Source organism: Photobacterium gaetbulicola (genome assembly GCF_003025515.1).
Classification (GTDB): domain Bacteria; phylum Pseudomonadota; class Gammaproteobacteria; order Enterobacterales; family Vibrionaceae; genus Photobacterium; species Photobacterium gaetbulicola.
The window spans coordinates 1-12,195 of the sequence record NZ_PYME01000042.1 but is presented as its reverse complement, the minus strand read 5'-3'; the positions used below and the strand labels follow the sequence as shown (position 1 = coordinate 12,195).

Annotated in this window: 13 protein-coding genes; 9 read left to right on the top strand and 4 right to left on the bottom strand. The window is 53.8% G+C overall.

Annotated elements, in window-relative coordinates:
• The first annotated feature begins 109 nt into the window (after positions 1 to 109).
• Positions 110 to 502, top strand: a complete 393-nt coding sequence (gene cueR, locus C9J03_RS24560; RefSeq protein ID WP_039458127.1) for a Cu(I)-responsive transcriptional regulator — start codon at positions 110 to 112, stop codon at positions 500 to 502.
• A gap of 80 nt (positions 503 to 582) precedes the next feature.
• On the opposite strand, the gene C9J03_RS24555 is transcribed toward cueR, so the two are convergent.
• The 3 genes from C9J03_RS24555 to tesA form a co-directional block, all read right to left on the bottom strand.
• Entirely contained in the window at positions 583 to 1,437 is an 855-nt protein-coding gene (locus C9J03_RS24555; protein WP_044622658.1) for a co-chaperone YbbN, read from the bottom strand.
• A gap of 521 nt (positions 1,438 to 1,958) precedes the next feature.
• A complete protein-coding gene (locus C9J03_RS24550; RefSeq protein ID WP_044622659.1) occupies positions 1,959 to 2,798 on the bottom strand; it encodes an SDR family oxidoreductase in 840 nt (279 codons plus the stop codon).
• A gap of 29 nt (positions 2,799 to 2,827) precedes the next feature.
• Positions 2,828 to 3,427, bottom strand: a complete 600-nt coding sequence (gene tesA, locus C9J03_RS24545; RefSeq protein ID WP_044622660.1) for a multifunctional acyl-CoA thioesterase I/protease I/lysophospholipase L1 — start codon at positions 3,425 to 3,427, stop codon at positions 2,828 to 2,830.
• Between tesA and C9J03_RS24540 the strand changes: the two genes are divergently transcribed.
• Positions 3,426 to 4,100: an ABC transporter ATP-binding protein gene (locus C9J03_RS24540; protein WP_044622661.1), complete on the top strand. Its 675-nt coding sequence runs from the start codon at positions 3,426 to 3,428 to the stop codon at positions 4,098 to 4,100. The genes tesA and C9J03_RS24540 overlap by 2 nt on opposite strands.
• Positions 4,097 to 6,556 (top strand): ABC transporter permease, encoded by a 2,460-nt coding sequence (locus C9J03_RS24535; protein WP_044622662.1) that lies wholly within the window; start codon positions 4,097 to 4,099, stop codon positions 6,554 to 6,556. The genes C9J03_RS24540 and C9J03_RS24535 overlap by 4 nt, the downstream gene beginning before the upstream one ends.
• A gap of 114 nt (positions 6,557 to 6,670) precedes the next feature.
• Here C9J03_RS24535 and C9J03_RS24530 read toward each other — a convergent pair whose 3' ends face one another.
• Entirely contained in the window at positions 6,671 to 7,579 is a 909-nt protein-coding gene (locus C9J03_RS24530) for a TIGR01777 family oxidoreductase (RefSeq protein WP_044622663.1), read from the bottom strand.
• A 220-nt stretch (positions 7,580 to 7,799) separates the two neighbouring features.
• On the opposite strand from C9J03_RS24530, the gene C9J03_RS24525 reads away from it, so the two are divergent.
• The 6 genes from C9J03_RS24525 (at position 7,800) to focA (ending at position 11,895) form a co-directional block, all read left to right on the top strand.
• On the top strand, positions 7,800 to 8,534 hold the full coding sequence (locus C9J03_RS24525) for a DUF1538 domain-containing protein (RefSeq protein WP_039458106.1): 735 nt from the start codon (positions 7,800 to 7,802) through the stop codon (positions 8,532 to 8,534).
• 9 nt (positions 8,535 to 8,543) lie between these two features.
• Positions 8,544 to 9,338 (top strand): DUF1538 domain-containing protein, encoded by a 795-nt coding sequence (locus tag C9J03_RS24520; protein WP_044622664.1) that lies wholly within the window; start codon positions 8,544 to 8,546, stop codon positions 9,336 to 9,338.
• Positions 9,328 to 9,678: a P-II family nitrogen regulator gene (locus tag C9J03_RS24515; protein ID WP_039458099.1), complete on the top strand. Its 351-nt coding sequence runs from the start codon at positions 9,328 to 9,330 to the stop codon at positions 9,676 to 9,678. The genes C9J03_RS24520 and C9J03_RS24515 overlap by 11 nt, the downstream gene beginning before the upstream one ends.
• Positions 9,675 to 10,082 carry a CBS domain-containing protein gene (locus tag C9J03_RS24510; protein WP_044622665.1) on the top strand — a complete coding sequence of 136 codons (408 nt, stop codon included), beginning with the start codon at positions 9,675 to 9,677 and terminating at the stop codon, positions 10,080 to 10,082. The genes C9J03_RS24515 and C9J03_RS24510 overlap by 4 nt, the downstream gene beginning before the upstream one ends.
• Before the next feature lie 74 nt (positions 10,083 to 10,156).
• Positions 10,157 to 10,705, top strand: coding sequence for a phosphodiesterase (gene yfcE / locus C9J03_RS24505; RefSeq protein ID WP_044622666.1), 549 nt, complete (start codon positions 10,157 to 10,159; stop codon positions 10,703 to 10,705).
• Between the two features lie 344 nt (positions 10,706 to 11,049).
• Positions 11,050 to 11,895: a formate transporter FocA gene (gene focA / locus C9J03_RS24500; protein WP_044622667.1), complete on the top strand. Its 846-nt coding sequence runs from the start codon at positions 11,050 to 11,052 to the stop codon at positions 11,893 to 11,895.
• Positions 11,896 to 12,195 lie beyond the last annotated feature (300 nt).

Sequence of the window (12,195 nt, the reverse complement as noted above, 5' to 3'; positions counted from 1 at the left end):
AGGTCAATACATTTTGACGGCTATCGAGAGAAGCAATAATAGGCTTGATACTAGGGCGATAAAAGAGAATACTAATAAGTATAACCTTCCATTAACTGTAAGGCTGGGTATGAATATCAGTGAAGTGGCTCAGCAAACTGGGCTGACAACCAAGACTATCCGTTTTTATGAGGATAAAGGTATTATCTCGCCGCCGGGCCGAGCGGCGAATGGCTATCGCCAGTACAGTGCCAAGCATATCGATGAGCTGCATCTTATTCGGCGCTCGCGCTTGGTTGGCTTTACGCTCGATGAAGGCCGTGAGCTACTGGCCTTTTCTCGTGATCCGCAGCGGCGCAGTGCCGACGTCAAAGCCAAGGCCGAGCAAAAGCTGCTGGAAATCGACGAGAAAATCAAAGAGCTGCTTGAGATGAAGCAGACGCTGGAGGCGTTAACCCAGCAGTGCCCGGGCGATGAAGGGGCGAGCTGCCCAATTATTGAAGGCCTGTGCCGTCACCGTTAGATAAGACAGAGCAAGCGCGAACAAAAGAAAAGGCAGGAGAGCCCTGCCTTGTCGTGATGGTCAGTCCGCTGACGGCTGCGCTAGTAAAGCAGTGAGTAGAGCTGACGGCGGTATTTGCTGGCCACGGCATTGCCTTGTCCTAGCGCGGCCAGGATATCCATCATGGTTTTCTTGGCTCCGCCATCGGCAAAGTTCATGTCTTTGCGCAGCAGGTTGATCAGTAGCTCTAGGGCTTCCTCTGCGCGCTCAACCTGGCTGTACTGTACGGCAAGCTCATAGGCAATCTCGTTGTTGCCAGGCTCCGCCGCCAGTTTTTCCTCCAGCAATCGGATTTCCGGTGAATCGCTCGCTTGCTGGTGCAGTTCCAGTTTTGCCATGAGTCCTTTGTACTTGGCATCCTGATCTTGCATCGGGATTGTTGCCAGCAGGGCTTCTGCTTCATCGTACTGGGACGTACCGAGCAGGCATTCTGCCATCGCCAAATTGATCACGCTGTTCTGGGCGAATTTCGCCGCCAGCTCACGTAGTACCGGCAGGGCTTCGTTGTACTGTTGGTTGTCAACTTGCTCCAGGGCGGCCTTGAGGGCAAGCTCCTCCTGGCTTGGCAGGTGTTTGCCCAGCATCTCGGCCAGGCTTTGCTCCGTTTGTGGGCCTGCGGCACCATCAATCGGCTGGCCATTTTTGAACACGGCGACGGTTGGCAGGCTACGCACACCAAATTGGCCGGCGACCATTGGCTGGGATTCACAGTCCAGGGTCGCCAGAGTGACCTGGCCGTGGTAAGACGCTGCCAGCTTTTCCAAAATTTGATTCACTTCAGCCGTTTCAGGCATGGACGGGGCCCAGAAGCTGATCACCACAGGGGTTTGCATCGATTGCTCGATCACCTGCTGCAGATTCTGTTCGTTCAGTTCGATGGCTAGTTGGTCATACATGGGTTTATCTTCACTCCCTGGACTTCTGAAAAAGCGCATAGGCCATAAATTTCTTCGTTGTCATAGTTATGGGGGGAAAGCCAAGCATTTTCAAGGGAGAGCGGCGGGAAGATAGCGCTGGGAGCAATAAAAAAGGAGAGCCTCGCTCTCCATTTTTATTGAAAGGTTAACAGCAGTGCGAGCGTCACGCACACACACAGGATATTTATTTGGCGCAATGTCATCGTCACACCTTTTTTCTTTTCTGTCGCGGAACGGTTATTGGGACAAGAAGGACTGGTAGGGAACAACCTTCAATTTACACTGCAAGCTTAACCGTGCAGTGTGACACAAATATTACATTTCTTGCTTTTTTTGGCTAAAACCGTACTTCCGCTCAGCTATTCAGTGTTTTTCAAGGTTTGTTTCTTGTCAGTGGTGTTTTTTTGATCCAGATAAGTTGTAAGTGTTTTGTTTTACTGTTTGATTTTCAAACACCGTTGGTTCGACGTCTTCGCCGTTCTATCCGGCTTTTCGACGAATTAGTCACTTTTTATTAACAATGAATCGAGCAGACGGGTAGGTAAAATGCGCCGTAGGAAGCCGAAAATGTACGTTGGCTGGGTAACATAATATCGTGCCTTTGGTTCATCGGTTGCCATAATGGATTGCAGGGGCTGTAAAACCGCTTCAGGGCCGAGGGTGAACTTGCTCGATGGTGAGGCTTTGCCGAGCCGGTCGAGTGTGTTCTGGTAGCTGGCCAAGTGGCGTGAGCGTGGCATATCGATATGCTGCTCGAACTTTGCTTTGGCATTGGCCCTGAACTGGCTCTCAATCGGACCGGGCTCGATCAAGCTGACTTTGATTGGGGTATTGCTAAGCTCTAGGCGCAGTGTATCCGTGTACCCTTCCAGGGCGAATTTACTGGCGTTGTAGGCACCGCGGTACTTCATGGCAACTAGGCCCAATACCGAGCTGTTCTGGACAATTTTACCGCTGCCCTGGGCTAGCATTACCGGGATAACCAGCCGGGTTAGGTGGTGCCAGCCAAATAGGTTGCTTTCGAACTGCTGGCGCAGGGCATGGGTCGGGAGGTCTTCCAGCGCGCCTGGCTGGCCGTAGGCGGCATTGTTGAACAAGGCATCCAGGGTGCCGCCGGTTATTTCAAGGGCCTCGCTGAATCCTTGCTCGATGGAGGCTTCGCTGTCCATATCCATCAGCACACAGTTAATGCCTTCACCCTGCAAGCGTTCGACATCACTTTGCTGGCGGCAGCTGGCAATAACCTGATGACCCTGCTGGTGGAGAGTTTTCGCGCAGTAGTAACCAATGCCGCTGCTGCAGCCAGTGATCAGAATTCGGAGCGGTTTCGTTGCCGTCATTAGGGGCATTCCTTGTCTGTTTATTGTCGTTAGAGGTGCGGGGCAAGCTCTTTGGCCATGAAATCGGCTATCCACGGCTGGGCATCCGATTTGGGATGCAGGCCGTCATCCATCATCCATTCCTGCTTGAGGATAATGTGCTCGAGGAAAAAGGGCAGCAGCGGGATCTCAAGCTGCTTGCTGATATCTTGATACACTTTTGCAAACTGGTCACTGTAGCGCTTGCCGTAGTTTGGCGGTACAAATATCTGCATCAGCAGCGGGTAAGCACCCGCTTGCTCGATCTCGGTGATCATCTCACTGAGATTATTGCGTATAGTAGAAGGAGGAAATCCTCTAAGCCCGTCGTTGGCACCCAGCTCAATCAAGACGAAATTAGGTTGGTGTTGTTCGAGTAGGCGGGGAAGCCGAGCCATCCCATTGCCTGTGGTATCGCCGGAGATACTGGCGTTGACCACAGTGACATCATGGCCATATTTTTCAAGCTCAGCATCCAGCAGGTTAGGCCAGCTTTGCTCGGCCTGCATCTGGTAACCGGCACTGAGGCTATCGCCCAGTACCATCAGTTTGGCCGCGAGGGCATGCTGAGTGAAAACAAGAAAAAAGATTACTGAAAGGAATCGCATCATGTCTACATCCGTGATTAAAGCTGTATCAGTGTCCAAGCAGGTGACGACAGCATCATCGTCTCTCACCATTTTGCAGGATGTTTCGCTCGAGGTCGAGCAGGGCGAGGCAATTGCCTTGGTCGGTGTTTCGGGGGCGGGCAAGTCGACCTTGATGACCTTGTTGGCCGGGCTGGATATCCCAAGCAAGGGCAGCATTGAGTTGCTGGGCAAGCCACTGGCAGCGATGGATGACGAGGCGCGGGCAGCACTGCGCAGTGACAGCATTGGCTTTGTCTTCCAGAGCTTTTTGCTGATCCCGTCGTTGTCAGCACTGGAGAACGTGATGCTGCCTGCCATCATCAAGGGGGAGGAAGCCGATGAGGGGCGTGCCCGCGAGCTGCTTGAAAAAGTCGGCTTGAATGGCAGGGAAATTCACCTGCCGGCACAGCTATCGGGCGGAGAGCAGCAGCGGGTAGCACTGGCGAGGGCATTCATGACCCGGCCCAAGGTGCTGTTTGCCGATGAGCCGACCGGTAACCTCGACCAGCATACCGCCGCCAATATCATCGAGCTGCTGTTTGCCCTCAATCGCGACCATGGCACCACCTTGGTCTTGGTGACCCATGATCCACAGCTGGCCCAGCGCTGTGACCGCACCTTGATGCTAGAAAGTGGGAGTTTGGTAGCCGCATGACTGAAGTGACAGATATCCAATCCGATTCCCCGACTGCTAACCGTTCGATGCTGCTCAAGTGGAGCTGGCGCGAGTTGTGGCACGGCCAGTTGTGGCCGGTCGCTGTGGCCCTGACATTGATTATCGCCTGTGTGTTTGCCTTGGCGGCTTTGGTGGTGAGGGTTGAGAAGATCATGGTCGATCAAGGCCGCTCCATGATTGCTGCCGACTTAGTATTCCGCTCGGCCAATCCGGTTGAACAGCCTACTCTGGACAAGGCAGAGCAGCTAGGGCTGGTGGTCTCCCAGCAGATACGCTTCGGCACCATGACCTTCAGCGATGAAGCCATGCAGCTGGTCAGCGTCAAAAGCGTCGAGAGCGACTTCCCGCTCAGGGGCGAGCTTGAGCTGAAAAGCCCGTCCGGTATTCATCATCAGGTTCAGCCCGGAGAGCTTTGGTTGGCGGAGCGGCTGTTTGATTTGTTGAAAGTTGAGCCCGGTGATGTGTTGGCTATTGGTGATGCCGAGCTCAAGGTCAGCGGCACCATTGTGCAGGAGCCTGAGCTGTCGTTTAATCCGTTCAGCCAGATGCCGGCCGTGCTCATTCATGCTGATGATTTGGATAGCACAGGGGCAATCCAGCCGGGTAGCCGGGTTCAGTACCGGGCGTATTTTACCGGTGCAGATAGCCAGCTCAAGGCATTGCAGGAGCAAGTAGAGCTTGAGCCCGGGCAGCGCTGGCTGAGTGAAACCTCGCAGGGGCGAACCGGTGATGTCATCGAAAAAGCCCGCCAGTACCTGTCGCTTACCCTGATATTGGTGATCTTGATGGCGACAGCCACTCTGGTGCTGACCTGTATGCACTATGCCTCGACCCGTACCGAGGTCGTGGCAATGATGAAAAGCCTGGGCGCCAGCAAGAAGTGGCTGTGGCAATGGCTGGCTCGCCAGCTCGGCATGTTGTTTGGCCTTGCGCTGGTGGCCGGGGTGGCAATCGGTGCCTTGCTGGAATACTTGCTGCGGGTGCCTTTGGTAGATGTATTGCCCGATCCCTTGCCCGGTATTGGCTTTACGCCGCTGGTGGTAAGCGTGCTGGTTGCCTTGCTGGTGGCCATTCCGGGGATGGGGATCCCGCTGTTGAAGCTGGTGGATGCACCTGCTATTTCAGTGATACAACGAATGGATAGCTGGCAGACCAGCAACAAGGGTTATCTGCTGGCCCTGTTGCCATTGGCGGCAGGTTTGCTGTGGCTGGGAAGCAATGGGCTGATGTGGCTGACCTTGCTGGGGCTGGCTGCGATCCTGGTTATCCTTGCTGTGGTTGGGGTAGCCATTGTCCGCGGGCTCAAGCGGGGCCGTTGGGGGGCGGCGATAACGCTGGCGTTGAGCCGAATTAACCGTAGCCCGATGGCGACCGGTGCCCAGCTGGCAGCCTTGACCAGCTCCTTGATGCTGCTGACAGTGATTTGGCTGCTGCGCTCAGATCTGCTGGCGGACTGGCAGCAAACCTTGCCGGCAGATGCGCCGAATGTGTTCGCCCTCAATATCAGCCCAGAGCAGCAGCGAGCCTACCTCGATATGCTTGACCAGCAACAGGTTATGCGTTCTGAAGGCTACCCGGTGATCCGCGGTCGGATAACCCATATCAATGAGGAAGACTTGCTTGAACGCTCCCAGCAAGGAGATAGGCAGGAGCGCGATGAATCCTTGCGTCGCGAGCTTAACCTTACCTGGCGTGATTCCATTCCGGTCCATAACGAAGTGGTTGCCGGAGAGTGGCAGGCAACCAATGGGGTCTCGGTCGAGTCCGGTATTGCCGAGCGCTTGGGTATTGCCTTGGGTGATACCCTTGCCTTCAATGTCAACAGCCAGCCGTTCAGTGCTGAGGTGACCAGCATCCGCGAGGTCGAATGGCGCAACATGCGGCCCAATTTCTATTTTATCTTTACCCCGGATGTGATGGCTAAGCTGCCCGCAACCTGGTTGGTCAGTTTCCGGATTGAAGCGGACCAGCAGGCGGTGATCAATCAGCTCGGCCGGGACTACCCAACGGTTACCTTGCTGGATCTGCGCACCATGGCCACCCGCATCCAAGGTATTATGCAGCAAGTGTCGCTGTCGCTGTCGGTGTTGGCGGGGCTGGGGGTTGTCAGCGGCCTGTTGCTGGTCATGACCTTACTGCGCCTGAGCTTGGCTCAGCGCAGGGATGAAATCCGCCTGTACCGGACATTGGGTGCGAGCCGGAAAAGAGTCTCGGCAACGGTGTGGGGCGAGTACGGCATTATGGCTTTGCTGGCAGGTGTAATGGCAGCGGCCGGCGCTGAAGCGGTCGTTGCGGCATTGGTGAAGTGGGGCTTTGAGCTGCCGGTAAGCTGGCACCCGACGATGTGGTTGGTGGTACCGTTGCTTTCACTGCTGCTGGTGGTGCTGATCATCCGCTCGATGATCAACAGCCTGCTGCAGCCCGTTAGAGGCTAGACCGAAGATCCTCACATGCTGTTATAAAAAGGCTTCCCGGTTCATTCGTACCGGGAAGCCTTTTTAATCATCACTCGTTGATGTGGAAACGGGCAAGCCTAGGTTTAGGGATGCTTAGGCAGAGGCAATATCTCCTAGTGCCACATCAATAGTTCTGTAGCGAAAGTTATAGCCGAGCGCTTCGAGCTTGTTCGGTATCGCCCGTTGGCCTTCGAGCAGCAGCGAGGCCGCTTCGCCGAGGGCGAGTTTCAGCACGAATGCCGGAGTGAAGAAGATATGGGGCCGGTGCAGGGATTTGGCTAAGGTTTGGCTGAATACCTTGTTGGTGACGGGCTCTGGTGCAGTAAGGTTGAATGCGCCTTTTGCTGCTGGCGTTTCTAATAGGAATACTATCGCATCGACCATATCCTGCAGGTGGATCCAAGGCGTGTATTGTGAGCCATTACCAATGGGGCCGCCCAGCCCGAGCTGATAGGGCGGCAGCATTTTTGCGAGGGCGCCGCCATGTTTTCCCAGCACTATGCCAGTACGGAGCAGGCAAACCCGAGTTTGCTCATTTTCTGCTTCATGTGCGATGTCTTCCCAGCGCTGGCAGACATGGTGGGCAAAGTCATCGTGGTTGACATGCTCGCTGATGGCAAACGACTCGTCGATAACAGTGTCTTTCTGATCGCCATAAATCCCGACAGCGGAGCCACTGATGAAAGTATGGGGCGGTTGGCTGCTGGCATGGATTTTATCGACCAGCTGCTGGGTCAGTGTCCAGCGACTGTGGCAGATTCGGTCTTTTTGCTGTGGGCTCCAGCGTTTGTTGATGATTGGCTCGCCGGCAAGGTTAATCACCGCATCAAAGTCGTCAAGGTTGTCGAACTGGTCCAGGGAGGCAACGACATTGATACTGCCGCCCAGGGTTTGGCTGGCCTTGGCCGGATTGCGGCTCAATACGGTAACCTCGTGCTCATTCAAGGCACTGATTAGGGCCGAGCCGATAAAACCTGTGCCGCCGGTCAATAATATCTTCATGCTTCTCCTCTGGGGCTACGTCTTTATCAGTATTGGTATGATTCTGGAGATTAAGTATAGCTAAACCAATGGGTTGTTATCGCGAACAATCTCCTTTATGACATATGGTTATGTGTGCTAGCTCTCGTGTTAGTACATAATAGTTGTGTCTAATTGTGAATGAGGAGTACCTTGAAGGTATCCCCTTAATTCAACGGCCGTGCGGCAACCTGGAGGTGGAATGTCATTTGTACTCGTCCTGCTGAAAGCCTTGTTGTCCAGTTTGCGTGATTTGTTGCCGATTATCTTGGTTATTGGCTTCTTCCAAATGGTTGTCCTTCAACAACCTCTACCACAATTAGGTCCGATATTGGTTGGTCTGGCGTTTGTGGTGGTCGGCTTGACCCTGTTTGTCTTCGGACTGGAAATGGGATTGTTTCCCATCGGTGAGTCGATGGCACACTCTTTTGCCAGCAAGGGCAGTGTGTGGTGGTTGTTGCTGTTTGCCTTCTGCTTGGGGTTTGGTACCACAATTGCCGAGCCGGCATTGACCGCAGTGGCGGCGGAAGCTGCCAAGGTGGCCGCCGAAGGGGGCTTGATAGTCGCCGATGCAGAAAGCCAGCTGAGCTATGCAACCGGTTTGCGCCTAACCGTTGCCCTATCGGTAGGGATTGCCATTATGCTCGGGGTGACACGTATACTAAAAGGGTGGCCCATTCACCGGATGATCATTGGCGGCTACTTGATGGTGATGGTGATGACGTGGTTTGCTCCGCCGGCGATTGTCGGGATCGCCTATGACTCAGGTGGTGTGACGACTTCTACTATTACGGTGCCTTTAGTCGCGGCATTGGGCGTTGGGCTGGCGTCCTCCATCAAAGGGCGTAATCCCATCGTTGATGGATTTGGCTTGATCGCTTTTGCCTCGTTAACCCCGATGATATTCGTTATGGCCTACGGCATGCTGGTGCACTAGGAGGCAGGGATGACAGAGCTGAACGGTATCGTGCCCCACTTTTTTTCCACTTTGCTGATGACAGTACGCGATGTCGTGCCGATTGCGGTGATTATTTTCGGCTTTCAACTGGCCGTTTTGCGCCGCCCGGTGACCCATTGGCCCAGAGTTGCGCTGGGGTTTGTCTATGTCGTCGTAGGCTTGTCGTTGTTCCTGCTCGGACTTGAGCTGGCGCTGTTCCCGTTGGGTGAGTCAATGGCCGCCCAGCTAACGGCGATGGATTTCTTGTTTGACAGTGGCGAGGGGATCCCGGCTGAAATCCCCTGGACCCAGTACTACTGGGTCTATCTGTTCGCAGCGGCGATTGGGTTCAGTACCACTATTGCCGAACCCTCCCTGATTGCCGTTGCGATTAAAGCCAACCAAGTTTCGGGTGATACCATCAGTGTCAACGGCTTGCGTATCGCCGTTGCGCTTGGGGTCGCGGTGGGAATTGCTCTTGGCAGCTACCGGATTGTGGCTGGCGATCCGCTCCACTATTACATTTTGGCGGGTTATTGCGTGGTGGTGGTGCAGACCTACTTCGCACCGAAAATGATTGTCCCCTTGGCCTATGACTCCGGCGGGGTGACGACATCGACGGTGACGGTGCCGATAGTGACGGCATTGGGGCTGGGGCTGGCGTCTACCGTACCTGGGAGAAATCCGATGCTCGATGGGTTTGGACTCATTGCGTTTGCCAGCCTGTTTCCGATGATCACAGTGATGGCGTTTGCACAGCTGTCGGCAAGGCAGGCTAAGAGGAGAGAAGGAAATGCGATTTAAGTTGTTATTGGCCTTTGTAGAAGATTCGAAAACCGATGCCGTCCTTGATGCTGCACGCAAAGCCGGGGCGACGGGGGCGACAGTGATCAACAATGCCCGCGGGGAAGGCTTGTACCAGAAGAAAACCTTTTTCGGCCTCGGGCTGGATGTTCAGCGGGATGTGATTTTGTTTGTGGTCGAAGAGCACCTGGCAAGGACTATTTTGGAAACCATTGAGCGGGTCGGGGACTTTGATTCCTCCTCAGGGCAGGGAATTGCGGTGCAGCTCGACGTTGAGGATGCGGTGGGCGTAGCCCACCAGGTTGAAACACTGACTAAAGTTGTTGAGGCGAAGTTATGAATGATGACACCTTGGTCCGGGTACGGGATGTAATGATGGACACCTATGCGATTGTCGAAGGGCTGACTACGGTGGCTGAGGCGATCCGCATTGCCAAGCGAAAGCAAATCAAGGCGTTGATCGTCAACAAGCGCAATGAAGACGATGAGTACGGTATCGTGCTGATGAACGATATTGCCAAGAAGGTACTGGCACTGGATCGTTCACCTGAGCGGACCAATATCTATGAAATCATGACCAAGCCGGCCTTGTCGGTTAGTGCCTCGATGGACGTCCGCTACTGTGCTCGCCTGTTTGAGCGTTTTGGCATCAGCCGGGCACCGGTCATCGAGAGTGGCCATATTATCGGTATGGTGAGCTATAACAACATCGTACTCAACGGCATGCTGCGGGAAGAGTCGTAACCGTTCGTGCAATGGTATTGTCATGGGCTTCGGTGTAGGATCACGACATCCTGTACCGAAGAAAGATCACCGACATGAAATTGTTTTTTGCTTCTGATATCCACGGCTGTGCCGACAGCACTCGCCGTACCCTGGCCAAGTTTGAGCAGAGTGGTGCTGATCACCTGATCCTGCTGGGGGATGTGCTAAACCATGGCCCGCGTAATGCGTTGCCAAAGGGGTACGCACCGATTGAGGTGGCCGAGCAGCTCAATCAGCATGCTGAGAAGATCACCGCTGTTCGGGGCAATTGCGACAGTGATGTGGATCAGATGCTGCTGGACTTCCCGATGATGGCAGACTACAACCTGGTGCTGCTGCCAAACGGCCGCCGCTTGTTCCTGACCCACGGCCACCTCTACAACGGTGACAAGCACCCGCGCCTGCGTGACGGCGATGTGGTGGTATCCGGTCATACCCATCTTCCTGTTGCCGAAAGCAAAGGCTCGCTCTATGTCTATAACCCCGGCTCGGTGACGATCCCGCGCGGTGAATACCAGGCAAGTTACGGTCTGCTGGAAGCGAATATGCTTAAGGTGTTGACCTTTGATGATGAGATCATTTGCCAGGTTGAACTGGTGTAACTGACAACTTATTCATCAAATGAAGAAAAGGCGGCTTATCAGTCGCCTTTTTTGATCCGGCTCTGATGGTCGGCGGGGTTCAACCCCTGAATATAATTCAGCGCTTATGCACATGAGGGTATAAATGTAGTTGCAATGTGACGGCATGTTAGCGTGATTTGAATCTTTGGCATATTGATTTGTTGCTCAATGTTTACAATATCTGTTGATTCGGTATATCCGAATAATTCGTTCGTATATTTCGAATTATTGTTTTAGCAATGGCTTGAATATTTGTGTGATAAAAGCCACTATCTCGCCTCCTTAATTTTGTGTGTTTCAAGATGTGTCAGGTACCAAACAATATGTGTCAGAGTCAGTTTGATTCGTTATTACCGCCACAGATGGCGGAAAAAGCGGCCGAGGTAGGTGTAAGTAAGGCCACCAAAGATCCGATGAAGTCGTTGCTGCTGGCGATCACTGCCGGGATGCATATTGGTATCGCCTTTGTGTTTTACACCACAGTGACCACCGGAGCCGGTGACATGCCGTGGGGAATGTCGCGCTTTGTCGGGGGATTGGCATTTAGCCTGGGTTTGATTCTGGTGGTGATCACCGGCGGTGAGCTGTTTACCAGCTCGGTACTGACACTGGTAGCCCGGGCTAGCGGTAAGATCAGCTGGAAGAGCCTGTGGCTCAACTGGGGCGTGGTGTATGTCGGTAACCTGTTGGGCGCCCTGATACTGGTCGCTATCATGCTGATGACCAAGCAGTACATGTCCGGTAGTGGTGCGGTAGGTATCAATGCGATGCAAATTGCCCAGCATAAGCTGCATCACGACTTCATGCAGGCCGTTGCCCTTGGCGTCATGTGTAACGTATTGGTGTGCGTGGCGGTATGGATGACATTCAGTGGCCGTACCTTGACAGATAAGATTCTGGTGATGATCCTGCCGGTTGCGATGTTCGTCTCATCGGGCTTCGAGCACTGCATTGCCAATATGTTCCAGGTACCGATGGCAATTGGTATCAAGCACCTTGCTTCGCCTGAATTCTGGCAGATGACGGGGATGAACCCGGCCGATTTTGCCGATCTGACCCTGAGCAATTTTGTTGTCAATAACCTGATCCCGGTAACACTGGGTAACATCATCGGTGGTGGGGTGTTTGTCGGTATGGGGTATTGGATTATCTACTTGCGTAATAAGTAAGTGGGAACAACCGTGTTCTACATTTTACTAGCCTTGGTATTGAGCTAGTCGTTTTCCCCAAGCGGAATCACAGTATGTTCTCTTTGAGAGAAAGCGGGTGATTAATCAGCTTGGCGTTTATTTCTTGTGTTGATTCGAGTCTGACATGTTGGCCGCTACGGATGTAGCGGCCTTTTTTTGGTGCGCCGAGCATGGCGTTGTTCTAGGAGGTGAAAGTCCTCTACGGGCTCAGTCGAGCGAGAACCGTTAGCCTATGCAAGGGTGTCCACCGTGAGGTGGGATCTGAAGGAAGCAAACGGC